This window comes from Streptomyces sp. NPDC002787 (assembly GCF_053592095.1).
Window position 1 is genome coordinate 31,728 of the sequence record NZ_JBSFVC010000004.1, and the last position, 23,297, is coordinate 55,024.

A 23,297-nucleotide genomic window follows, 5' to 3' on the forward strand; every position below is an offset into this window, starting at 1 on the left:
TTCAACCTGCGAGTCATGCCTGCGGCATTTTCTGAGGCGTTCTCCGCCCCACCGATACGCGATGACCACGGCGGGATCGGATGTGACGTGCTTGACTGCGGCTTGTCCGCGTCTCAAGGACACGCAGAGAACACATCAATAGGGGAGAGCCTCCTGTGGCCCACGGCATCGATCCAGTCTTTCTCGCGCTACCCCTCCGTGCCCTCGCCGACGCCGCGCTGGCCCGCGCCCGTGCCCTCGGTGCCGATCACGCGGATTTCCGGTTCGAGCGGGTGCGCAACGCGTCCTGGCGGCTGCGGGACGCGAAGCCCGCCGGGTCGTCGGACTCGACCGACCTCGGGTACGCGGTGCGGGTGGTGCACGGCGGGACCTGGGGGTTCGCCTCCGGGGTCGACCTGACGATGGACGCCGCCGCGAAGGTCGCCTCGCAGGCCGTGGCGATGGCCAAGCTGTCGGCGCAGGTGATCAAGGCGGCCGGGTCGGACGAGCGGGTCGAGCTCGCCGACGAGCCCGTGCACGCGGAGAAGACGTGGATCTCCTCGTACGAGATCGATCCGTTCACCGTCCCCGACGAGGAGAAGTCCGCGCTGCTCACGGAGTGGAGCAGGCGGCTGCTGGCGGCCGACGGGGTCAACCACGTCGACGCCTCGCTGCTCACCGTGCACGAGAACAAGTTCTACGCGGACACCGCCGGGACCGTGACCACCCAGCAGCGGGTCCGGCTGCACCCGTCGCTGACCGCCGTGTCGGTCGACGAGTCCAGCGGTGAGTTCGACTCGATGCGGACGCTGGCGCCGCCGGTCGGGCGTGGCTGGGAGTACGTCACGGGCACCGGATGGGACTGGGACGACGAGCTGGCGCGGATCCCGGAGCTGCTCGCCGAGAAGATGCGGGCGCCGAGCGTCGAGGCGGGCGTGTACGACCTGGTCGTCGACCCGTCCAACCTGTGGCTGACCATCCACGAGTCCATCGGCCACGCCACCGAGCTGGACCGCGCCCTCGGCTACGAGGCCGCCTACGCCGGCACCTCCTTCGCCACGTTCGACAAGCTCAACAAGTTGCGCTACGGCTCCGAGCTGATGAACGTCACCGGTGACCGCACCGCCGAGCACGGCCTGGCGACCATCGGGTACGACGACGAGGGCGTGGCGGGCCAGAGCTGGGACCTCGTCAGGGACGGGACCCTGGTCGGCTATCAACTCGACCGGCGTATCGCGAAGTTGACCGGTCTCGGGCGGTCGAACGGCTGCGCGTACGCCGACTCCCCCGGCCATGTGCCGGTGCAGCGCATGGCCAATGTGTCGCTGAAGCCGGATCCGGCCGGGATGTCGACGGAGGATCTGATCGGCGGGGTCGACCGGGGGATCTATGTGGTCGGGGACCGGTCGTGGTCCATCGACATGCAGAGGTACAACTTCCAGTTCACGGGGCAGCGCTTCTTCAAGATCGAGAACGGGCGGATCACCGGGCAGCTGCGGGACGTCGCGTACCAGGCGACGACGACCGACTTCTGGGGGTCCTTGGCGGCCGTGGGCGGGCCGCAGACCTACGTCCTGGGTGGCGCCTTCAACTGCGGCAAGGCCCAGCCGGGCCAGGTCGCCTCGGTGTCGCACGGCTGCCCGTCGGCCCTCTTCAAGGGCGTCAACATTCTGAACACCACGCAGGAGGCCGGTCGATGAGCGCCCGCAACAGCAAGGCTCACAAGCCGCACGAGATCGTCGAGCGGGCCCTCGAACTGTCCCGGGCCGACGGCTGTGTGGTGATCGCCGACGAGTACTCCACGGCCAACCTGCGCTGGGCGGGCAACGCGCTGACCACGAACGGCGTCACCCGGGGCCGGTCGGTGACCGTCGTCGCCACCGTGGACGGCAAGGAGGGCACCGCCTCCGGGGTCGTGTCCCGGTCCGCCGTCACCGCCGAGGAGCTGGAGCCGCTGGTGCGGGCCGCCGAGGCCGCCGCGCGGGGCGGAGGACCCGCCGAGGACGCCCAGCCGCTGGTCACGGGCGTGGCGCACTCCCCCGACTTCACGGACACGCCCGCCGAGACCTCCTCCGCCGTGTTCGCCGACTTCGCGCCCGCCCTCGGCGAATCGTTCGCACGCGCGCGTGCGGGCGGCCGCGAGCTGTACGGCTTCGCCAACCACGAGCTGGTGTCGAGCTATCTCGGTACGTCCACGGGGCTGCGGCTCCGCCATGACCAGCCGAACGGGACGCTGGAGCTCAACGCCAAGTCCCCGGACCGTACGCGCTCGGCCTGGGCGGGACGCTCGACCCGTGACTTCAAGGACGTCGACCCGGGCGCCCTGGACGCGGAACTGGCCGTACGGCTGGGCTGGGCCGAGCGTCGGAGGGCGCTGCCCGCCGGGCGGTACGAGACGCTGCTGCCGCCGACGGCCGTGGCGGATCTGCTGATCTACCAGATGTGGTCGGCGTCGGCGCGGGACGCGGCGGAGGGCCGGACGGTGTTCAGCAAGCCCGGCGGCGGTACGCGGATCGGCGAGCGGCTGACCGAGCTGCCGCTGACCCTGCGCAGCGACCCGAACGAGCCGGGCCTGGAGTGCGCGCCCTTCGCGCTGGCCCACTCCTCCGGTGGCGACAGTTCGGTGTTCGACAACGGGCTGCCGCTGAAGGCGACCGAGTGGATCCGCGCGGGCGAGATCGCCCACCTGCCGACCACCCGGCACAGCGCGGGTCTGACCCAGCTGCCCGTGGCGCCGACGATCGGCAACCTGATCCTGGACGGCGGTGAGGACCGCTCCCTGGAGGAGATGGTCGCCGCCACCGAACGCGGACTGCTGCTGACCTGCCTGTGGTACATCCGCGAGGTCGACCCGGCGACCCTGCTGCTGACCGGGCTGACCCGTGACGGGGTCTACCTCGTAGAGAACGGCGAGGTCACGGGCGAGGTCAACAACTTCCGGTTCAACGAGTCGCCGGTGGACCTCCTCGGCCGGGCCACGGAGGCCGGGCGCACGGAGAAGACGCTGCCGCGCGAGTGGAGCGACTACTTCACCCGGGCCGCGATGCCCGCGCTGCGGGTGCCGGATTTCAATATGAGCTCTGTCAGCCAGGGCGTATAACCTCGTACCTGATTACGACCCACTCAAGGAGACACGAGAACCGTGACGGACATCGTCGACGAGCTGAAGTGGCGGGGCCTGTTCGCCCTGTCCACCGACGAGGACGCTTTGCGCAAGGCGCTCGCGGACGGTCCCGTCACGTTCTATTGCGGCTTCGACCCGACCGCGCCGTCCCTGCACGTCGGGCACCTGGTGCAGGTGCTCACCGTGCGCCGGCTCCAGCAGGCCGGGCACCGGCCGCTGGCGCTGGTCGGCGGCGCGACGGGCCTGATCGGCGACCCCCGCCCGACGGCGGAGCGCACGCTGAACGACCCGGAGACGGTCGCCGGCTGGGTCGGCAGGCTGCGCGCCCAGATCGAGCCGTTCCTGTCCTTCGAGGGTGAGAACGCGGCCGTCATGGTCAACAACCTCGACTGGACCGAGGGCCTGTCCGCCATCGAGTTCCTGCGGGACATCGGCAAGCACTTCCGGGTCAACAAGATGCTGACGAAGGACTCCGTCGCCCGCCGCCTGGAGTCCGACCAGGGCATCAGTTACACCGAGTTCAGCTACCAGATCCTCCAGGGCATGGACTTCCTCCAGCTCTACCGGAGGTACGGCTGCACGCTCCAGCAGGGCGGCAGCGACCAGTGGGGCAACCTCACGGCCGGGCTGGACCTGATCCACCGGCTGGAGCCCGGGGTCGAGGCGCACGCGCTGGCCACGCCGCTGATGACCAAGGCGGACGGCACCAAGTTCGGCAAGACCGAGGGCGGCGCCGTCTGGCTCGACCCGGAGATGACGACGCCGTACGCGTTCTACCAGTTCTGGCTGAACGTGGACGACCGGGACATCACCCGGTACATGCGGATCCTGTCCTTCAAGTCCCGTACGGAGCTTGAGGAGCTGGAGAAGCAGACGGAGGAGCGGCCGCAGGCGCGGGCCGCGCAGCGCGCGCTGGCCGAGGAGCTGACGACGCTGGTGCACGGGGCCGGCCAGACCGCCGCGGTGATCGCCGCGTCCCGCGCGCTCTTCGGTCAGGGTGAGCTGGCGGAGCTGGACGAGAGGACGCTGGCCGCGGCGCTGTCCGAGGTGCCGCACGCGCGGGTCAGCGAGCTGGCCCCCGTGGTCGACCTCTTCGCCGAGGTCGGGCTGGTGCCGAGCAAGTCCGCGGGGCGGCGGACCGTGAAGGAGGGCGGGGCCTACGTGAACAACGTCAAGGTCACCGCGGAGGACGCCGTGCCGGCGTCGGAGGACCTCATTCACGGGCGGTGGCTGGTGCTGCGGCGGGGGAAGAAGAATCTGGCCGCGGTCGAGGTGACCGGGGCCTAGGCGCCACAGGGGCGTGGGGGTCCGGCGGCTGCCGCTTCGATGCGGCTGATCTCGCGGTTTCCTCCGCGCCCCTTTGGGCGCCGGGTGCTCAGGTTCGGTGTTTCCTCTTGCCCAGGGTCGCCATGTAGGCCATGTCACCGAAGGCCACGATGACGATCGCGGCGATCAGCTGGAAGATGTGACGGCTCCAGTCGATGCCGGGGGTCTCCTCGACCCCGAAGCCGCGTGCCATCGCGTTGCCGACGATGGCGCCCAGCATGCCGAAGATCGTCGTGAGCCATAGTGGGCTGTGCTGCTTGCCCGGAATGATCGCCTTGGCCAGCAGGCCGAGTACGAATCCCACGATGATCGCCCACAACCAGCCCATGGCTGCCTCCTCGTACGGCTCGACGTGAGCATTACCGTCAGTCTCCGCCCGGCTGCGATACGCCGCATGTCGGGCACGACCGTACGTGCCTCGGCGCATTTCCTCCCCTCCTCGTGGAAGGTGACCCGGTCTCGTAGGCGGCGCAGACGCGGCGTAACGTGGAGCTTGTCCGAACCCCGGTTGCGCGCAGCGGGTACGGGCGGGGCACGGGCCGGTGAGCGTCCGATACAGGCGGGTGGTGGAACGTGATGCGGAAGCAGCACAACGTCGAGGTCTTCCGGATCACAGGCGCCCGGCAGGGACTCGCCGACGACGTCCGGGGCCGGCAGCGTCGCTATGTGATCTCGATGTCCGTCCGCACCCTCGCGGTGATCGCCGCCGCGGTCCTCTGGAACGTCGAACGGCACGTCGCGGTCGTCGCACTGGTGCTCGGCGCGGTGCTCCCGTACATCGCCGTGGTGATCGCCAACGCGGGCCGTGAGAACGCGCCCTCGCTGCCGTCCACGTTCGTCACCACCCCCATGCGCCCGATGATCGCGCCGCCCGCGGAATCCGTCCCGGAGGACGTCGCGGCCGATCCCGCGGGCGGTCGGCGGAGCGAGCCGCGCGAGCGGGCCTGAGCGCCGGAAAACCGGACGAAGCGGAATCCAACCACCCGCCAAGCTCAAGAAAAGCTCAGATCAATCATGTAGTTCCTGTGCCGGGCAGAGGGCTACCCGTGACATACTTCGTACGCGCTCCGCATCCCCCGTCGGAGCGACAGACCGACGCCGGGCAGCTCCCCCCGTGGCTGCTCGGCGTCGCCTTTTCCGCGGCTGGGGCCGACGTGTTTTTCTGCGGCTAGGGTCGACATGTGAACATCCTCAACGTCCCCGGCTCCGATCCATCCTCCCCCGTCTGTTCGGCCAAGGGCTGCCGGGCCGACGCGGTCTGGGTGCTCGCCTGGAACAACCCGAAGCTGCACACGCCGGAGCGACGCAAGACGTGGCTCGCGTGCGGAGAGCATCGGGAGCACTTGTCGCAGTTCCTCGGGGTGCGGGGGTTCCTGAAGGACGTCGTGAAGCTGGACGAGTGGGACGACCGCGCGCCGTAGAGCGCTCAGCCGCCGATCGCGGACATGGGGCGGTCCGGCTGCACGAACGACGGATCGTCCAGGCCCGCGCCCGCCTTCTTGCCCCACATCGCCAGGCGCCAGATGCGGGCGATCTCCTCGTCGGGCGCGCCCGAGCGGAGCGCGGCGCGGAGGTCGGTCTCCTCGCGGGCGAAGAGGCAGGTGCGGACCTGGCCGTCGGCGGTGAGGCGGGTGCGGTCGCAGGCGGAGCAGAAGGGGCGGGTGACGGAGGCGATGACGCCGACGCGGTGGGGGCCGCCGTCGACCAGCCAGCGCTCGGCCGGGGCCGAGCCTCGTTCGTCCTGGCCCTCGGGGGTGAGGTCGAAGCGGGTGCGCAGGGAGGTCAGGATGTCGCCCGCCGTCACCATGCCGTCGCGCTTCCAGCCGTGCTGGGCGTCCAGGGGCATCTGCTCGATGAAACGCAGCTCGTAGTCGTGCTCGACGGCCCAGGCGAGGAGGTCGGGGGCCTCGTTCTCGTTCAGGCCCGGCATCAGGACGGAGTTGACCTTCACGGGGGTGAGCCCCGCGTCGCGGGCGGCGGCCAGGCCTTCCAGGACGTCCTTGTGGCGGTCCCGGCGGGTGAGGGTCTTGAAGACGTCCGGGCGGATGGTGTCCAGGGAGACGTTCACCCGGTCCAGGCCTGCCGCCTTCAGGGCCGTCGCCGTGCGCTTGAGGCCGATGCCGTTGGTGGTGAGGGACATCTGGGGGCGGGGGGCCAGAGCCGCCACACGCTCCACGATGCCGACCAGTCCGGGGCGCAGCAGCGGCTCACCGCCGGTGAAGCGGACCTCTGTGATGCCCAGGGTGCGCACGGCTATGTCGATGAGGCGGACGATCTCGTCGTCCGTGAGCAGGTCCGGCTTGGCCAGCCACTGCAGGCCCTCCTCGGGCATGCAGTAGGTGCAGCGCAGGTTGCACCGGTCCGTCAGCGAGACCCTCAGGTCGGTGGCCACTCGGCCGTAGGTGTCGATGAGCACGTGGGCCCCCTCCCGCGCCAGATCAGTAGTTCCCGAACACTGCGAGCCTACGTGACCCCACTGACAACATCACAGGCCCGATCCCACGAGACGCGGCGAGGGGCCGCCGTAGATCCCTACGACGGCCCCTCCTCGCGGCCCCGCGGCGGGGTCTCCCGGCGGAGCTAGTGCGCGCCGGTGCCCGTGAGGGAGCGGACCTCCAGCTCGGCGTACTTGGCCTCGTCGGGCTTCTCCTTGGACAGGACCGTGCCGAGGAAGCCCATGAGGAAGCCGAACGGGATGGAGATGATGCCCGGGTTCTTCAGCGGGAACCAGGCGAAGTCGACGTCCGGGAACATCGCCTTCGGGTCGCCGGAGACGACGGGCGAGAACAGCACCAGGCCGACGGCGACGATCAGACCGCCGTAGATCGACCACAGCGCGCCCTGGGTGGTGAACCTCTTCCAGAAGAGGCTGTAGAGGATCGTCGGCAGGTTGGCGGAGGCCGCGACCGCGAAGGCGAGGGCGACCAGGCCGGCCACGTTCAGGTCGCGGGCGAGGGCGCCGAGGCCGATGGAGACGACGCCGATGAAGACGGTCGCCCAGCGGGCCGCACGGACCTCCTCGGCGCCGGAGGCCTGTCCCTTGCGGATGACGTTGGCGTAGATGTCGTGCGCGAAGGACGACGACGAGGCGAGGGTGAGGCCCGCGACCACGGCGAGGATCGTCGCGAAGGCCACCGCGGAGATCGTGGCCAGCAGGATCGCGCCCCAGGCCGAGTCGACGCCGCCGAGGTGCAGGGCGAGCAGCGGGGCCGCCGTGTTGCCGGACGGGTTGGAGGCGATGATCTCGTCCTGGGAGATCAGCGCGGCGGCGCCGAAGCCGAGGGCGATGGTCATCAGGTAGAAGCCGCCGATGATGCCGATGGCCCAGTTCACGGACTTCCGGGCGGCCTTGGCGTTGGGCACCGTGTAGAAGCGGATCAGGATGTGCGGCAGACCGGCGGTGCCGAGGACCAGGGCGATGCCGAGGGAGATGAAGTCCAGCTTGGAGGTACCGGTCGCGCCGTACTGGAGGCCGGGCTCCAGGAAGGCGGCGCCCTTGCCGCTCTTCTCGGCGGCGGTGCCGAGCAGATCGGAGATGTTGAAGTTGAACTTCAGCAGCACCAGGAACGTAATGAGGATCGTGCCGCCGATGAGGAGCACGGCCTTCACCATCTGGACCCAGGTGGTGCCCTTCATACCGCCGATGGAGACGTAGACGATCATCAGGATGCCGACGAGGGCGACGATGAGGATCTTGCCCGCGTCGGAGGTGATGCCGAGGAGCAGCGAGACGAGGACGCCCGCGCCCGCCATCTGGGCCAGCAGATAGAAGATCGACACGACGATCGTGGAGGTGCCGGCCGCGGTGCGGACCGGGCGCTGGCGCATGCGGTACGCGAGCACGTCACCCATGGTGTACCGGCCGGAGTTCCTGAGCGGCTCGGCCACCAGGAGCAGGGCGACCAGCCAGGCGACCAGGAAGCCGATGGAGTAGAGGAAGCCGTCGTAGCCGAAGAGGGCGATCGCGCCCGCGATGCCGAGGAACGACGCGGCCGACATGTAGTCGCCGGAGACCGCGAGGCCGTTCTGGAAGGCGCTGAACTGGCGTCCGCCCGCATAGAAGTCTGCGGCGTCCTTGGTCTGGCGGCCCGCCCAGATGGTGATGGCGAGCGTCGCGATGACGAACAGCGCGAACAGGGTGATGATGAGCGGCCGGTGCTCGCTGGCCTCGTTGGCCGCGAGGAACGTCTGCTGTACGGGGCTCATGCGCCGCCCTCCATCCGGGACTTGATCGCCTCGGCCTTGGGGTCGAGCTTCGCGGCGGCGTGCTTCGAGTACCACCAGGCGATGAGGAACGTGGTGACGAACTGTGCGACGCCTAGTACGAAGGCGACGTTGATGTTGCCGAAGAGCTTGGTGCCCATGAAGTCGCCCGCGTAGTTGGAGAGCAGGACGTACAGCAGGTACCAGGCGATGAAGCCCACGGTCAGCGGGAAGGCGAACGAGCGGTAGGAGCGGCGCAGTTCGGCGAACTCGGCGCTCTCATGGACCGCGGCGAACTCCTCGGGAGAGGGGAGATGATGCTCGGCCTTCGCTGGGGGCGGTGCGTCGGTTGCCACGGAGTCTCCTCGCGTCTCCGCCGCGGTCGCGACGGTGGATGGTGACTTTTTCGCCGTCGGATCGGGGGACGGACTGGGTACGGACATGGGGTCGGCTCTGTTCCTTCGGTGACGGGTGCGCGATCGTGCTCGCGCTCCCTGCACAACGTCACGGCGGCGCGCGAGGACCGGTTCAACCGTGCGGGTTTCTTTCGCCAACCGATGCGGAAGCGGTCCCAGGTGCGGTGACTTCGAGGGTTACCCCTCTACTTCGGCCTCCCGCCCGCGAAGTCATTGCTGGCCCACGAGGACCAGGGATAGCTTCGGGCTGCACCACCAAGTCATGTACCTGCCCGGGCACCCCTGTGTCTCGGGCCGGTTTCTTTGAGGATGATGTGGAGATCCCATGGCTCATCTGCGCTCCAGACGACGGCTCGCCCTCGCGGTGCCGGTCGTCCTGTCGCTGACCGCCTCGCTCGGCTTCCTGCCGGGTGTCGCCTCGGCGGCCCCGCTCGCGGAGCCCACCGCCGCGACCGCGGAGGGCCCGAACCTCTCGTACGTCGTGAACACCAAGGCCGACAAGCACACGATCGCCTCGGTGAAGAAGGCGATCGCCAAGGCCGGCGGTACCGTCGTCATCACCTACGACAAGATCGGTGTGATCGTCGCCCACTCCACCAACCCGGAGTTCGGGCCGGCCGTCCGGGCCGTGCGCGGTGTGCAGTCCGCCGGCGCCACCCGGACCTCGCCGCTGACCCCGGCCGGTACGACGGACGAGGGCGCCGTCGACTACCTCACGGACGCGGAGGCCGCGAAGGTCAAGGCCGCCTCGGCGGACGTCCCGGACGCCGAGCCGCTGGAAGCCGACCAGTGGGACCTGCGTTCGATCGGCGCCGACAAGGCCGCGAAGATCAACCCGGGCAGCAAGAAGGTCACGGTCGCCGTCATCGACACCGGCGTCGACGACACCCACCCCGACCTCGCCCCGAACTTCTCCAAGTCCCAGTCGGCGAACTGCGACGGCGGCGTCCCGGACACCAGCGAGGGCGCCTGGCGGCCGTACACCGTGGACGACTACCACGGCACGCACGTCGCCGGTGAGATAGCCGCGGCCCGCAACGACATAGGTGTCGCCGGTGTGGCACCCGGTGTGAAGGTCTCCAGCATCAATGTGACGGACCGCAAGAGCGGCCTGTTCTACGCGGAGAGCGTCGTCTGCGCGTTCGTGTTCGCCGCCGACAAGGGCGTGGAGATCACGAACAACAGCTACTACGTGGACCCGTGGCTCTACAACTGTGTGGACGACCCGGACCAGAAGGCCATCGTCGACGCCGTCAACCGGGCCCAGAAGTACGCCACGAAGAAGGGCACCCTGCACCTGGCCTCGGCGGGCAACTCCAACCACGACCTCGCCTCCGACGCGATCGTGGACGCCACCAGCCCCAACGACACCACTCCGGTCGAACGCACGATCGACCCGAGTGAGTGCTTCGACGTGCCGACGCAGCTGCCGGGCATCGTCACGGTCAGCGCGACGGGCGTGAAGAACGAGAAGTCGTACTACTCGACGTACGGCAACGGCGTCGTCGACATCGCGGCCCCGGGCGGCGACCGGCGCTACCAGCTGCCGGACACCCCGTCGAAGGACGGCCGCATCCTGTCCACGATGCCGGACGGCAAGTACGGCTTCCTGCAGGGCACCTCGATGGCCGCGCCGCACGCCTCCGCTGTCGCCGCGCTGCTGAAGTCCACGCACCCGTGGGCCTCCCCGCAGCAGCTGCAGTGGCTGCTGAAGGCCCAGGCGGACGAGCAGGCCTGCCCGACGTCGTACGACCAGAACGGCGACGGCGTCCAGGACGCGGTTTGCGAAGGCAGCCCGAGCGTGAACGGTTTCTACGGGTTCGGCATCGTCAACGCCCTGAAGGCCGTCAAGAAGTAGCACCCCGTCGCCCGGGGAACACCACGACCTCGCGGGACCTGGTCCCGCACAGCTCGCACCGTTTCGTACCGCTTCGAACCGTTTGAACCGCTCGATTCGCGAACGAACTGGAGACAGCATGACAGCGCCTCACCAGCGCTCGCGCCGTCTGGTGGCCATCCCGCTCGGGATGGCCGTGGCGACCGCGCTCGCCGTCGTACCGAACGTCACGGCCTCGGCCGCCTCGGCCACCGTGACGACAGGACGTGCGGCGGCCGACGCGACGCCGCTCAGCTATGTGGTCAACGTGAACCCCGGGCACGGTCCGTCCGCCCGGGTCGAGAAGGCGATCAGGAAGGCCGGCGGCACGATCGTGACGTCGTACGACCGGATCGGCGTGATCGTCGTCCGCTCCTCGAACGCCGGCTTCGCCGCGGAGATCCGTGGTGTGCGCGGTGTCCAGTCGGCCGGTGCCACGCGCACCGCGCCGCTGCCCGCGCAGTCGACCACCGACGTGGGCACCCCGAGGGTCCTGACCGCCGAGGAGATGCGGGACGCCGAGGCGGCCGACGGGCAGGACCCGTTGGAGCCGTTGCAGTGGGACCTGCCGGCCATCAAGGCGGACAAGGCGCACGAGGTGTCGCTCGGCAGCCGGGACGTCACGGTCGCCGTCATCGACACGGGCGTCGACGACACCCACCCGGACATCGCGCCCAACTTCGACCGCGAGGCGTCGGTCAACTGTGTGACGGGCAAGCCCGACACGACCGACGGCGCCTGGCGGCCCAGCGCCGACGAGAGCCCGCACGGCACCCATGTGGCCGGCGAGATCGCGGCGGCCAAGAACGGCGTCGGCGTCACCGGTGTCGCGCCGGGCGTGAAGGTCTCCGGCATCAAGGTGTCCACCACGGCCGGTTTCTTCTACACAGAGGCCGTCGTGTGCGGCTTCATGTGGGCCGCCGAGCACGGCGTGGACGTCACGAACAACAGCTATTACACCGACCCCTGGTACTTCAACTGCAAGGACGACCCGGACCAGAAGGCGCTCGTCGAGGCCCTCACCCGGGCGTCGAAGTACGCGGAGCGGAAGGGCGCGGTCAACGTCGCCGCGGCCGGCAACGAGAACTACGACCTCGCCGCCGACGAGATCACCGACCCGGTGTCCCCGAACGACTCGACACCGTCGGACCGGGTGATCGACCCCTCCGAGTGCCTCGACATCCCGACGCAGCTGCCGGGTGTCGTCACGGTCGCCTCGACCGGCGCGAAGGGCCTCAAGTCCTCGTTCTCCAACCACGGTCTGGGCGTCGTCGACATCGCCGCACCCGGCGGCGACTCGACCCGCTTCCAGACCCCGGCCCCGCCCGCCACCAGCGGTCTGATCCTGGGCCCGCTGCCCGGCGGCACCTGGGGCTACATGGCCGGTACGTCCATGGCGTCCCCGCACGTCGCGGGCGTGGCCGCCCTCATCAAGTCGACCCATCCGTACGCCCCGCCGGCCCTCGTCAAGGCCCTGCTGTACGCGCAGGCCGACGCCACGCCCTGCACCGACCCGTACGACATCGACGGGGACGGCAAGGTCGACGCGGTCTGCGAGGGGCCGAAGAACCACAACGGCTTCTACGGCTTCGGCACGGCGGACGCGCTGGACGCGGTGACCAAGTAGGGATCGTCGTCGTACGAGAGCGTCGTACGAGAGCGTCGGGCCGGGCGGTGTCACACCGCCCGGCCCTTCCGTTGCATAGTGCGGTCATGACAGACATGGATCACGCGTGGGCCGCGCTCGGCGGCGATCCCGTCCTGACGCGGCGGGTCTCGACCGTCGTAAGGGCTGGAGCGCTGGACGCCCGGCTGCCGGTACGGGAGTTGGCGCGGACCTGCGTGGGGGTCTGCGCGCTGGCGGCGGCCGAGTTGGGGGCGCGGCGGGCCGGGCTCGGGGAGGTGCCCGGGGTGCGTGTGGACGACGGGGCGGTCGCCACGGCGTTCGTGAGTGAGCGGCATCTGCTGGTCGACGGACGGGCGCCGGTGGCCTTCGCGCCGCTGTCGCGGTTCTGGCGGACGCCGGACGGGTGGGTGCGGACGCATGCGAACTACCCGCACCACCGGGAGCGGTTGCTGACCGCGCTGGGCCTGACTGAGAACACCGCCGATCCGGTCGCCGCGGTGGCGTCGGCACTCGCCGAGCGGTCCTCGCTGGAGGCCGAGGAGGCGGTGTACGCGGCCGGCGGTCTGGCCGTGGCGCTGCGGACGCCCGGGGAGTGGGCCGCGCACGAGCAGGCGGCGGCGGTGCGGGCGCGGCCGTTGGTCGAGTGGGAGCGGTCGGAGCGGTCGGACGGCGTGGGCGCTCCCCGCGCGCGCGTGCTCGGTCCTTTGCCCGCGGCGCCGTTGTCGCCCGCCGCCGGGGTGCGGGTCCTGGACCTGACCCGGGTCATCGCGGGGCCGGTCGCCACCCGGACGCTCGCTCTGCTGGGCGCGGACGTGCTGCGTGTCGACCCGCCGGGGATGCCCGAGATCCTCGACCAGCACACCGACACGGGGTTCGGGAAGCGGTCGGTGACGCTCGATCTGACGGCGCGGGCTGACCGCCGGGTGTTCGAGGACCTGTTGGCGGAGGCGGACGTCGTCGTCACCGGGTACCGGCCCGGCGTACTGGACCGGTTCGGGCTGTCGCCCGAGTCACTGGCCGAGCGGCACCCGGGGCTGGTCGTGGCGCAGCTCTCGGCGTGGGGTGCGTACGGGCCGTGGGCCGGGCGACGGGGCTTCGACAGTCTGGTGCAGGTGGCCACGGGCATCGCGGCGGTCGAGGGCTCCGTGGAGCGGCCGGGCGCCCTGCCCGCGCAGGCGCTCGACCACGGGACGGGGTACCTGCTGGCGGCGGCCGTCCTGCGCGCGCTCAGCGAGCGGTGGGACGGGGGCGGTGGCCGTGTCGTCCGGCTGTCGCTCGCGCGTACGGCGGCCTGGTTGACGGACGGCATCGAGCGCGGCCCGGACGGAGCCGGCTTCTGTGACGGGCCCGCGGCGTGGCTCGCCGAGCGGGACAGTCGGCTGGGGCGGCTGCGGTACGCCTTGTCGCCGGTGGCCTTCGAGGGCGGGCCGCGTGACTGGGCACGGCCGCCGGGGCCGTGGGGCACGGACGAGGCGCGCTGGGATTGAGTCGCCGGGAGCCCCGAACCGTACGTATGGGCGGAATATCGAACTGCCAGTTGTTTTCCGGCACTTGCCCAGTTCTGGTGCGACTGGTGAACTTTTCGGGGTGAGCCTGACGAGACGGACGGCGGAGGCGACGGGGGCGGCGGACGAGCCCGAGGGACGATCCGGGAGGCCCGGGGAGGGGATCGGCCGAGCTGTCGGCGTGCTCGTCCTGGTCGTCGTGGGTGCGCTGACACCCCTGCTCGGGCCGCGTGTCGCGCTGGACGGCACGGGTGAGGCCGGGGCGCCCGGGGCCGGCGGGATCGGGCTGCTGCGGACGGTGCTGCTGGCCGCGTTGTGTGTGCCGGCGGGCGAGTTGTTCGTGGCGTGGCTGGTCCGGCGGGTACCGGGCGCGCCCCGGGAGGCGCCGGACAGGTGGGCGCCGTGGGCGGCGGGGGCCGGTTTCGTGGCCGCGTTGGGGCTGGCCTCCGTCGTGGCGACCGGCAATCTGGTGCCGGACTCCCCCGCCGACATGGACGTGGGCGGCCTCTACGAGACCCGGGACGGCAGACTCGCCCTCCTGGAGATCAACGCGTTCGCGGCGGCCGGTCTGCTCGCGCTGTCCCGCCGGCCGGCCGCGCAGGCGCTGCCCCTGGCCGCGATCGTCGTCGCGGAGGCGCTGCGCGCCCACCCCACCACGGAGTACAGCCCGCTGATCGGCACCGGCCTGACCCTGGTGCATCTGACGTGCGCGGCGCTGTGGGCGGGCGGACTGCTGTACGTTCTGCGGACCCTGCGCACGCGCGCGTGGCGGACGACGGAGGCGGGCCCGGCGTTGTTGGGCCTCTACGCGCGCGTGGCCGCCGTTCTGCTCGCCGCCGTCACCGCCACCGGGGTGGGGAGCACCCTGCGCCGGATGCCGCCGGGCACGGTCCTCGACCAGCTGACGGAGACGGCGTACGGACGCGTCCTGCTCGCCAAGGTGCTCCTCGTGATCGCAGTCGCCGCGCTCGCCCTCTGGGCCCGGCTGCGGCTGCGCCGCGCGACCGATCCGCTGCGCGCCTGCGCTCCCGCACGCGCGGAGGTGGCCGTGCTGGGCGTGGTCGTCGCGGTGTCGGCGCTGCTCACGGCGCTGCCGGTGCCGATCCGCTGGTGAGTGTCCCTGTGACACGGTATGGGGCCTGGTCAGGCCGTGCTCGTGGGCACCTCGCCGTACGCCGGTGTGGCGGGGGATCGTGCACCGGGGTTCCGCAGGACCCCCTGGACCAGCAGGTACTGGGCGGCCAGGTAGGTGAGCATGATCCACAGGTCGGGTCTCGGTGGCTGCGGCCACTCGGCGACACCGGTCGCGATGAGCATGTCCGACACCAGGAAGAGGGCGCCTCCGACCCCCGCGACGAGACCCAGCCGGGCGGCCGCCCACGCCATCGCGGTCAACAGGGCGCTGTAGCAGGCGACGGGGAGCCGTAGGTCCGCCGGAAGGCCCGGCCACAGGCCGGCGACGGCGACGACCAGGGCAGAGCCGTACGCGACGCCGCAGGCGACGGGAATCCGTGCCGCACGCGCGCGTGCGGCACGCGTACCGGGCTGCCGTCCGGTCTGCTGGAGCCTGCTGAAGACCACGAGGTAGCAGACGTGCCCGGCCGCGAAGCAGCCCATTCCGGTGAGGAAGGCCGGTTCGGTGTCGGAGAGGAGCAGGACGTCGCCGACCCAACCGAACAGCAGTGCGGCGACCAGCGGCCGGGGCCCGCCGCGCGTGTACGCGTACGCCGCGAGCGACGGCATCAGCAGGGGCTTGGCGAGGACGTGCCCGGGGGTGAAACCGAGGGCGAGGGAGCCGAGGTCGACGGCGACGGCGAGGCCGAAGACCACAAGGAGGACCAATCCCCTGTCCGGTCTCACGCGACGGTCTCCGTCGCCTGGGCCGGGTGTTCGTCGGTCACCTCGGGCCCCTCGGACGGCTTCACCGGCTTCCAACCGGGCCCCATGAAGACCCGCCCCGCCCGCTCACTCCAACTCTCCGCCGCCCTCAGGTCCTTGGCGAGGGAGATGTACTCATGGGTGGCGACCCGGAGGGGGTTGTACGTGTCGATGTTCTTCGTCAGCCCGTAGACCGGCCGCTCGGTCTCCTCGACGAACGACCCGAAGAGCCGGTCCCAGACGATGAGGATGCCGCCGAAGTTACGGTCCAGGTAGCCGCCCTGGGAGGCGTGGTGCACCCGGTGGTGCGAGGGCGTATTGAAGAGGAACTCGAACGCCCGGGGCAGCTTCCCGATCCGCTCGGTGTGGATCCAGAACTGGTACACGAGGTTGACGGAGGAGCAGAACGCGAGCGCGGCCGGGTGCACGCCGAGGGCGATGAGCGGGACGTAGAAGGGCCACACGGTCCAGGTCGTCCAGGGCTGGCGCAGGGCGGTCGTCAGGTTGAACTTGCGGCTGGAGTGATGGACCACGTGACAGGCCCACAGGACGCGGACCACATGGTGTCCGCGGTGCGACCAGTAGTAGAAGAAGTCCTGCGCGAGCAGCATCAGCGGGATCGTCCACCAAAGGACGGGCACGCGCAGGGGTGTCACCTCGTGGATCGCCGTGTAGACCGCGACGATCGGGATCTTCCAGAGGAAGTCGAGGACGAGGCTCCCGAGCCCCATGCCGACGCTCGTCGCGGCGTCCTTCACCTCGTACCCCGCGGCATCGTCGTCCGGATGGATCCGGACACTGATCACCTCGATCACGGTGAGCAGCACGAAGGCGGGTATCGACCACAGCACGACATCGGGCAGGTTCGGCATGGGGGCACGGTAGAACCGCTGGTCGGCGGGGGCTAGACGTTGTTACTGACAAGTATTTCCGGTGGTACGCGCTTGCTTCTTGGCGCCCTTCACCAATCCGGTGGGCAGCGAAGGGGAATGGCCGGCGGTCAGCCCACAATGCGAGCGCACGGGCGAGTTGGGGGCGGCCCCGCGTGGCCGCGACGGCCTCCGTTCCTTCGCGGACACCGCCGCACCGACGGGTAACGAGCTGTCAGTCGTGGCCCGTATCCTCATGGACCATGCTCGAAGACCACACGACCGCAGCGTCGCAAGCGCCTTGGCCGGTCGCGTATCCGCAGGGATACGCGGTCGTCGACGTGGAGACGACCGGGCTGGCCCGGGACGACCGGATAATCTCGGCGGCTGTGTACAGACTGGACGCGCGGGGTGAGGTCGAGGACCACTGGTACACGTTGGTGAATCCGGAGCGGGACCCCGGGCCGGTGTGGATCCACGGGCTGACCAGTGACGTGCTCGAAGGGGCGCCGCTCTTCCGGGAGATCGCGGAGGAGTTCTCGTCCCGGCTCGCCGACCGCGTCCTCGTCGCACACAACGCGGTGTTCGACTGGTCGATGATCGCCCGGGAGTACGCGCGCGCGGAGACCGAGGCGCCGGTGCGTCAGCGACTGTGCACCATCGCGCTGTCGAAGGAGCTGGGGCTGCCGCTGCCGAACCACAAACTGGAGTCGCTGGCGGCGCACTTCGGGGTCGTCCAGCAGCGGGCCCACCACGCGCTGGACGACGCGCGGGTGCTGGCGGAGGCGTTCCGGCCGAGCCTGCACGCCGCTGCCGCGAGTGGCGTACGGCTGCCCCTGCACGAGTGCCGGCCGCTGACCGAGTGGCGGGACAGCGCCGCCGCGCCCCGGATCGGCCGGCAGGCGGACCACGGCGGCGGCTACGGCGGCTATCGGACCACCAGTTGGCGGCCTTCCCGGAAGCGGCCCGCGTGCCCCTACCCCAACCCGGGGCGTTACGAGGACGGCAAACCGCTCAAGCAGGGCATGCGTGTCGCCTTCTCCGGGGACACGTCGGTCGAGCGCGACCTGCTGGAGGACCGCGCGATCGAGGCCGGGCTGCATGTCGCGACGAGCCTGTCCCGGGTGACCAGCCTGCTCGTCACCAATGACCCGGACTCCCACACGTCGAAGGTCGTCAAGGCCCGGCAGTACGGAACGCCGGTCGTCGACGAGGCGGCGTTCGGGCAGCTCCTCCGCGATGTCGAGCCCGCCGACGAGTGACCCGTACGGACGGGTGATTGCCGTGCGACTCGCCCGCCGCCCACTCGCCCGCGCGGCGGTCACGGCTCACCCTGTGGCGCATGGCGAGATGCGAAGTTTGCGGAAATGACTATGGAATGACCTTCGAGGTCCACGCCCAGGGCGCGGTGCACGTCTTCGACTGCTTCGCCTGTGCGATCCACCGCATGGCCCCCATCTGCGAGCACTGCCGGGTGCAGATCATCGGCCAGGGCGTCGAGGTCGAGGGCCACTGGTACTGCGGCGCCCACTGCGCGCGGGCCGAGGGGAAGGCGGGGATCGTCGACAAGGTCTGAACGTCTCCACCAGGGCTCCAGGAGGCCCGAGCGCGCACCCGCCCGAACACACCCCACGACCGAGTTGTACGGTCGTGGGGTGTACCGCTTCCTGTTGTCCCGGCAGTGGGTGATCCTCACGCTGCTCTCGCTCGTCCTGATCCCGACGATGGTCAGGCTGGGCATCTGGCAGATGCATCGTTACGAGGAGCGCAGCGCCCGGAACCAGCTCGTCGCCGACGCGCTGTCCGCGAAGCCGGTGCCCGTGGAACGGCTGACCTCCCCCGGCCACACCGTCACCAGCGCCGAGCGCTACCGCACGGTCACCGCGCAGGGCCGCTTCGACACCGACGACGAGGTCGTCGTCCGCCGCCGCACCAACGCGGACGACGAGGTCGGCTTCCATGTGCTGACCCCGCTCGTGCTCGACGACGGCAAGGTCCTGCTCGTCAACCGCGGCTGGATCCCGGCGGACGGCCCGAGCCAGACCGCGTTCCCCGAGATCCCCGCGCCACCCGGCGGCGAGGTCACCGTCACCGGGCGGCTGATGCCCGACGAGACGACCGAGGCGAGCGGCATCAAGGATCTCAAGGGCCTGCCCGACCGGCAGATCATGCTGATCAACAGCGAGCGGGAGGCCGAGCGGCTGGGTGTCCAGGTGCTCGGCGGCTATCTCGCGCAGACGGCGCCCGAGCCGAAGGGCGACACCCCGCAGCAGCTCGGCAGCCCCGGCGACGAGAACGCCGCGCTGAACTACGCCTACGCCCTCCAGTGGTGGCTCTTCGCCCTCGGTGTTCCCGTCGGCTACGTCATCCTGGTCCGCCGTGAGCGCCGCGATCGCGTGGCGGCGGCGACCGCCGCCGCGGAGGAGGAGAAGGAGTCGGCACCCGCGCCGGCGTAGGCGGCGGCAGCACTCCGGCGTAGTCGGCCTCAGGTCCCGGCGCGGCCCGTCGCTCTCTCCCGCCAGTACGTGAACGTGCGTTCCGGATCGGGCAGCAGGTCCCACGGGTGGCGTGTCATGTGGCGGCCGAGGCGCTGGAAGACGGGGGCGGCCTCGGCCGGGCGGTGGGCGCGGGTCAGGGCGAAGGCGAGGACGTTGAGGTCGGTGACGGCTTCGGCGTGGGGCGCGGTGCCGGCGTCGAACCAGCCCCTGAGGGCCAGGTCGATCTCATGGACGGCTCGGGGCTCGTTCCAGTTGCCGCCCGAGCCGAGGGTCTCGAAGGGTGTCTTGCCGTGTCGGTGGGCCATGAGTTCGACGCGGGCCGCCACCGGGAGCAGGGCGAGCGGTGATCCGTGCGGTGCGCGTGCGGCGGCCTGCCAGGCGAAGTCCATCATGTCGGGGACCGTCCCGTGGCCGCGCGGCGACAGATAGCGCAGCAGGCGGTGGTAGGTCGTGCGGAGCCAAGGCGCGCGGTTGGCGGCCTCGGTCCACACGGGCACGGCGTCCTTCACCGGTACCGCGCAGGTGTGCATCAGGGACAGCAGCGCCAGCCAGGGTGTGGGGTCCTCGGGGCAGGTCTCGGCGGCGCGGTGGCAGGAGTGTTCGGCGCGGCGGACGGCGGTGTGGTCGGTGGCCTGTGCGCGGTCCGACTCGGTGAAGGCCAGCAGGGTGAGGGCGTCGCCGTCTGCCGGGCGGTCTGCGGCCCACCGCTGGGGGATCGCGGTGGGGAGGCGTTGGGCCAGTACGGCGATGCGGTGTGCGCGGCGGTCCCAGTCGCGGCCGGTGGCTCGTAGGAGGTCGGCCACCGGTTCCCATGGGGGGCGGGTGCGGCCGGCGCCCAGGCCGTGGAGCTGCTGGGTGGGGCGGAGTTCGGCGAGGGTGGTGTGCAGGGGGTCGTCGTCGAGTTCGGGGCGGATCAGCAGGGAGGGGCGGCGTCTCAGCATCTCTGGGCCGGATCGGGTCGGGGGCGGGAGGGGGTGGGCGCCCTGGGGTCACCAAGGCGCCCGGGGGCTGGGTCTGGGCGGGGGTGGGTTTCGCTTCCCGGCGCTGGCCGGGTGCCGCTGCGCCCGCCCTCCCCCGGCTTCGCTCGAGCGGGAGGTGCCCCCATCGCCCCAGCGGCACGACTGCCGGCAGCTGGGACAGCCGAACGGGCTCCCCCGGGCCGGGCGCGGCGTCAGTCAGTGGCAGTGGCTGTGCGCGTGCCCGGCCCGGTGGGGGTCAGCAGCAGCGGCCCTCCGGGTGTTGTTCCCTGTGCTGGGTGCGCAGGGCGTCGTACTGCCTTCGGGTCGGTACCGGTGCTCCGGGCTGACGGCTTCGGCGGTACTCGCAGTAGCGGTCGTACTCGGTCTCTCCCATGAGTTCCCGGAGGTACCAGCGCACTGCCCGGCCCCAGTGACGGGCCCTTCCGGCAGCGGTCCGGCCGGTCACTGCCGGGCTCCCACCAGCTGCTTCTCGGAGTCCTCCGCGTCGATGCGGGACTCGACGTATGGCGCCTCGGTCGTCGGCAGCGGGGCCGGGGAGCGTACGGCGCGGACGCAGACCACGGCGCAGTTGATCAGGACCGTGAGGACCAGCAGCAGGAAGACGGCCATGATCACGCCGTCGACCGTGTTGTTGAGCACGATCGTGTGCATGTCGTCCATGTTCGTGGCGCCCGGCAGCAGCTCGCCCTTGTCGATGGCCGCCGCGTACTTGTCCCGCAGGGCGAAGAAACCGATCGCCGGGTTGTCCGAGAAGATCTTCTGCCAGCCGGCGGTGAAGGTGACGGCCACGTCCCAGGCGAGCGGGATGCCGGTGACCCAGGCCCAGCGCAGCTTGCCGGACTTGATGAGCACGGTGGTGGTGACGGCGAGGGCGACGGCGGCGAGGAGCTGGTTCGCGATGCCGAAGAGGGGGAACAGCTGCTTGATTCCGCCCAGCGGGTCCGTGACACCGGCGTAGAGGAAGTAGCCCCAGGCGCCGACGACCAGGGCGCTGGTGATCCAGATGCCCGGCTTCCAGGTGACCCGGCCGATCGGCTTCCAGACGTTGCCCAGCATGTCCTGGAGCATGAAGCGGCCCACGCGGGTGCCGGCGTCCACGGTGGTCAGGATGAACAGCGCCTCGAACATGATCGCGAAGTGGTACCAGAAGGCCTTCATCCCGGCGCCGCCGAAGACCCCGGCGAAGATCTCCGACATACCGACGGCGAGCGTGGGCGCGCCGCCGGAGCGGCCGACCAGAGTCTCCTCCTCGACGGCCTTGGCCGCCGCGGTGAGCTGCTCGGGCGTGATGGTGAAGCCGAGGTTCCTGACCGCCTCGGCGGCGGTGTCGACGGTCGGGCCGAGCAGCGCGGCCGGGGAGTTCATGGCGTAGAAGAGGCCCGGTTCGAGGACGCAGGCGGCGATCAGGGCCATGACGGCGACGAAGGACTCCGTGAGCATGGAGCCGTAGCCGATCAGCCGGACCTGGGACTCCTTCTGGATCAGCTTCGGGGTCGTGCCCGAGGAGACCAGGGCGTGGAAACCGGAGAGGGCGCCGCAGGCGATGGTGATGAAGAGGAAGGGGAAGAGCGAGCCGGCGAAGACCGGGCCGGCGCCCGTGTGGGCGAACTCGGTGACGGACTCGGCGCGGAGGTTCGGGGCGGCGACCACGACGCCCACGGCCATCAGGGCGATCGTGCCGACCTTCATGAAGGTGGAGAGGTAGTCGCGCGGGGCCAGCAGCATCCACACCGGGAGCACGGAGGCGACGAAGCCGTAGCCGACCAGGCAGAAGACCAGGGTCTCGGGGCTCCAGACGAAGTACTCGGCGAGCGAGGAGTCCTGGATCCAGCCGCCGCCGAGGATGGCGAGCAGCAGCAGGGCGACACCGATGAAGCTGGTCTCGACAACCCGGCCGGGGCGCAGATAGCGCAGGTAGAAGCCCATGAAGAGGGCGATCGGGATGGTCATGGAGACCGAGAAGGTGCCCCACGCGGACTCGGCGAGCGCGTTGACGACGACCATCGCCAGCACCGCGAGCAGGATGATCATGATGGCGAAGACGCCGATGAGCGCGGCGGCGCCGCCCACCTTGCCGATCTCGTCCCGGGCCATCTGGCCGAGGCTCTTGCCGTCCCGGCGCATGGAGAGGAACAGGACGATCATGTCCTGCACCGCACCGGCGAAGATCACGCCCGCGATGATCCAGATCGTGCCCGGCAGATAACCCATCTGTGCGGCCAGCACGGGGCCGACCAGCGGGCCGGCACCGGCGATCGCCGCGAAGTGGTGGCCGAACAGGACCCGCTTGTCCGTGGGGTGGTAGTCGACGCCGTCCTCCAGCCGTTCGGCCGGGGTGGCGCGGGTGTCGTCGACCTGGAGGACCCGGCGGGCGATGAACCGCGAGTAGAAGCGGTAGCCGATCGCGTACGAGCCGAGGGCCGCCATGAGCAGCCAGACGGCCGAGATCTCCTCTCCCCGGGACAGGGCGAGCACGGCCCAGCCGATCGCCCCGACGAGGGCGACGGCGATCCAGAGCGCGATCGATTTCGGCGACATGTTTCTGGACGTACGGGACTTCTCCGGCGCCTCGCGACCGGATTCGGGCATGGCTGATGTAGGCATGGCGGCTCCAGACCTCAACGGGTGTAGGGCGAAAAAGGGCAGGCAGAGGGAACGTGCGGCTCAGCGGTTTCGATGTCGGTCCGTCAGCGCGTACGCGGCGAGCAGACACAGGCCGCACCCCGGCACCCAGGCGAGCTGGTACCAGTAGAAGAACGGCGTGCCCGCGAGCCGTGGCTCGGCACCGGCGTACCAGGGGACCCACAGCAGGCCGGCGGCGGGCGCGAGGAGCAGTACGGCGATCGCGACGCGCCGTAGCCGGTGATGCCCGGTACGTGGCATGACCTGCTCTCCTCTCCCGCTTCCTGTGGGTCTGTGCAAGAGTTGCCCACCCGCCGGAATCGGTTGACAGCGAATTTCCAGAAGATTTCCCGCCGGTTCCCTGTCCTCCGAATCGGCCATCCCCGCAACCAAC

General features: G+C 70.6%; 22 protein-coding genes. 12 read left to right on the forward strand and 10 right to left on the reverse strand.

The window, feature by feature from the left end:
• The first annotated feature begins 155 nt into the window (after nt 1–155).
• The 3 genes from ACWD26_RS06185 to tyrS are packed head-to-tail and all read left to right on the forward strand — an operon-like array spanning nt 156 to nt 4,390.
• Nucleotides 156–1,679 (forward strand): TldD/PmbA family protein, encoded by a 1,524-nt coding sequence (locus tag ACWD26_RS06185; RefSeq protein ID WP_451266734.1) that lies wholly within the window; start codon nt 156–158, stop codon nt 1,677–1,679.
• Nucleotides 1,676–3,079 carry a metallopeptidase TldD-related protein gene (locus ACWD26_RS06190; RefSeq protein ID WP_451266736.1) on the forward strand — a complete coding sequence of 468 codons (1,404 nt, stop codon included), beginning with the start codon at nt 1,676–1,678 and terminating at the stop codon, nt 3,077–3,079. Before ACWD26_RS06185 ends, ACWD26_RS06190 begins: the two co-directional genes overlap by 4 nt.
• Nucleotides 3,080–3,121: 42 nt before the next feature.
• Nucleotides 3,122–4,390, forward strand: a complete 1,269-nt coding sequence (gene tyrS, locus ACWD26_RS06195) for a tyrosine--tRNA ligase (RefSeq protein WP_451266738.1) — start codon at nt 3,122–3,124, stop codon at nt 4,388–4,390.
• Between the two features lie 88 nt (nt 4,391–4,478).
• Here the strand turns inward: tyrS and ACWD26_RS06200 are convergent, their stop codons facing one another.
• Nucleotides 4,479–4,757 carry a GlsB/YeaQ/YmgE family stress response membrane protein gene (locus ACWD26_RS06200; protein WP_451266740.1) on the reverse strand — a complete coding sequence of 93 codons (279 nt, stop codon included), beginning with the start codon at nt 4,755–4,757 and terminating at the stop codon, nt 4,479–4,481.
• A 248-nt stretch (nt 4,758–5,005) separates the two neighbouring features.
• On the opposite strand from ACWD26_RS06200, the gene ACWD26_RS06205 reads away from it, so the two are divergent.
• Together ACWD26_RS06205 and ACWD26_RS06210 are read left to right on the forward strand one after the other, a co-directional pair.
• Nucleotides 5,006–5,377 carry a DUF3099 domain-containing protein gene (locus ACWD26_RS06205; protein ID WP_451266742.1) on the forward strand — a complete coding sequence of 124 codons (372 nt, stop codon included), beginning with the start codon at nt 5,006–5,008 and terminating at the stop codon, nt 5,375–5,377.
• A 233-nt stretch (nt 5,378–5,610) separates the two neighbouring features.
• Entirely contained in the window at nt 5,611–5,850 is a 240-nt protein-coding gene (locus ACWD26_RS06210; RefSeq protein ID WP_451266744.1) for a hypothetical protein, read from the forward strand.
• Nucleotides 5,851–5,855: 5 nt separating this feature from the next.
• On the opposite strand, the gene moaA is transcribed toward ACWD26_RS06210, so the two are convergent.
• The 3 genes from moaA to ACWD26_RS06225 all read right to left on the reverse strand — a co-directional run bounded on the left by moaA (nt 5,856) and on the right by ACWD26_RS06225 (nt 8,988).
• Nucleotides 5,856–6,845 carry a GTP 3',8-cyclase MoaA gene (moaA, locus tag ACWD26_RS06215; RefSeq protein ID WP_257569219.1) on the reverse strand — a complete coding sequence of 330 codons (990 nt, stop codon included), beginning with the start codon at nt 6,843–6,845 and terminating at the stop codon, nt 5,856–5,858.
• 164 nt (nt 6,846–7,009) lie between these two features.
• Nucleotides 7,010–8,635 (reverse strand): solute symporter family protein, encoded by a 1,626-nt coding sequence (locus ACWD26_RS06220; protein WP_451266747.1) that lies wholly within the window; start codon nt 8,633–8,635, stop codon nt 7,010–7,012.
• Nucleotides 8,632–8,988, reverse strand: coding sequence for a DUF485 domain-containing protein (locus tag ACWD26_RS06225; RefSeq protein WP_045560805.1), 357 nt, complete (start codon nt 8,986–8,988; stop codon nt 8,632–8,634). The genes ACWD26_RS06220 and ACWD26_RS06225 overlap by 4 nt, the downstream gene beginning before the upstream one ends.
• Nucleotides 8,989–9,373: 385 nt before the next feature.
• Here ACWD26_RS06225 and ACWD26_RS06230 point away from each other — a divergent pair, with 385 nt between their 5' ends.
• From ACWD26_RS06230 to ACWD26_RS06245, 4 genes are all read left to right on the forward strand, one after another.
• The gene (locus tag ACWD26_RS06230; RefSeq protein ID WP_451266749.1) at nt 9,374–10,906 is read left to right on the forward strand and encodes a S8 family serine peptidase; all 1,533 of its coding nucleotides are present in this window, start codon (nt 9,374–9,376) and stop codon (nt 10,904–10,906) included.
• A gap of 118 nt (nt 10,907–11,024) precedes the next feature.
• On the forward strand, nt 11,025–12,551 hold the full coding sequence (locus ACWD26_RS06235; protein ID WP_451266751.1) for a S8 family peptidase: 1,527 nt from the start codon (nt 11,025–11,027) through the stop codon (nt 12,549–12,551).
• A gap of 86 nt (nt 12,552–12,637) precedes the next feature.
• The gene (locus tag ACWD26_RS06240) at nt 12,638–14,038 is read left to right on the forward strand and encodes a CoA transferase (protein WP_451266753.1); all 1,401 of its coding nucleotides are present in this window, start codon (nt 12,638–12,640) and stop codon (nt 14,036–14,038) included.
• 100 nt (nt 14,039–14,138) lie between these two features.
• Nucleotides 14,139–15,170 carry a CopD family protein gene (locus tag ACWD26_RS06245; protein ID WP_451266756.1) on the forward strand — a complete coding sequence of 344 codons (1,032 nt, stop codon included), beginning with the start codon at nt 14,139–14,141 and terminating at the stop codon, nt 15,168–15,170.
• A 29-nt stretch (nt 15,171–15,199) separates the two neighbouring features.
• Here the strand turns inward: ACWD26_RS06245 and ACWD26_RS06250 are convergent, their stop codons facing one another.
• Both ACWD26_RS06250 and ACWD26_RS06255 read right to left on the reverse strand, forming a co-directional pair.
• Nucleotides 15,200–15,916 (reverse strand): lysoplasmalogenase, encoded by a 717-nt coding sequence (locus tag ACWD26_RS06250; protein WP_451266758.1) that lies wholly within the window; start codon nt 15,914–15,916, stop codon nt 15,200–15,202.
• Nucleotides 15,913–16,806 (reverse strand): sterol desaturase family protein, encoded by an 894-nt coding sequence (locus ACWD26_RS06255; RefSeq protein ID WP_451266760.1) that lies wholly within the window; start codon nt 16,804–16,806, stop codon nt 15,913–15,915. The genes ACWD26_RS06250 and ACWD26_RS06255 overlap by 4 nt, the downstream gene beginning before the upstream one ends.
• Nucleotides 16,807–17,066: 260 nt before the next feature.
• Here ACWD26_RS06255 and ACWD26_RS06260 point away from each other — a divergent pair, with 260 nt between their 5' ends.
• The 3 genes from ACWD26_RS06260 (at nt 17,067) to ACWD26_RS06270 (ending at nt 19,259) form a co-directional block, all read left to right on the forward strand.
• Nucleotides 17,067–18,065: a DEDDh family exonuclease gene (locus ACWD26_RS06260; RefSeq protein WP_451266762.1), complete on the forward strand. Its 999-nt coding sequence runs from the start codon at nt 17,067–17,069 to the stop codon at nt 18,063–18,065.
• An 80-nt stretch (nt 18,066–18,145) separates the two neighbouring features.
• Nucleotides 18,146–18,379 carry a hypothetical protein gene (locus ACWD26_RS06265; RefSeq protein WP_451266764.1) on the forward strand — a complete coding sequence of 78 codons (234 nt, stop codon included), beginning with the start codon at nt 18,146–18,148 and terminating at the stop codon, nt 18,377–18,379.
• Nucleotides 18,380–18,458: 79 nt separating this feature from the next.
• The gene (locus ACWD26_RS06270) at nt 18,459–19,259 is read left to right on the forward strand and encodes an SURF1 family cytochrome oxidase biogenesis protein (protein WP_451266766.1); all 801 of its coding nucleotides are present in this window, start codon (nt 18,459–18,461) and stop codon (nt 19,257–19,259) included.
• 29 nt (nt 19,260–19,288) lie between these two features.
• Here the strand turns inward: ACWD26_RS06270 and ACWD26_RS06275 are convergent, their stop codons facing one another.
• From ACWD26_RS06275 to ACWD26_RS06290, 4 genes are all read right to left on the reverse strand, one after another.
• Nucleotides 19,289–20,242: a hypothetical protein gene (locus ACWD26_RS06275; RefSeq protein WP_451266768.1), complete on the reverse strand. Its 954-nt coding sequence runs from the start codon at nt 20,240–20,242 to the stop codon at nt 19,289–19,291.
• 274 nt (nt 20,243–20,516) lie between these two features.
• Entirely contained in the window at nt 20,517–20,726 is a 210-nt protein-coding gene (locus tag ACWD26_RS06280) for a YbdD/YjiX family protein (RefSeq protein ID WP_451266770.1), read from the reverse strand.
• Entirely contained in the window at nt 20,723–22,885 is a 2,163-nt protein-coding gene (locus ACWD26_RS06285) for a carbon starvation CstA family protein (RefSeq protein WP_451266772.1), read from the reverse strand. Before ACWD26_RS06285 ends, ACWD26_RS06280 begins: the two co-directional genes overlap by 4 nt.
• Nucleotides 22,886–22,945: 60 nt before the next feature.
• Nucleotides 22,946–23,164: a DUF3311 domain-containing protein gene (locus tag ACWD26_RS06290; protein WP_451266774.1), complete on the reverse strand. Its 219-nt coding sequence runs from the start codon at nt 23,162–23,164 to the stop codon at nt 22,946–22,948.
• Between the last annotated feature and the right edge of the window lie 133 nt (nt 23,165–23,297).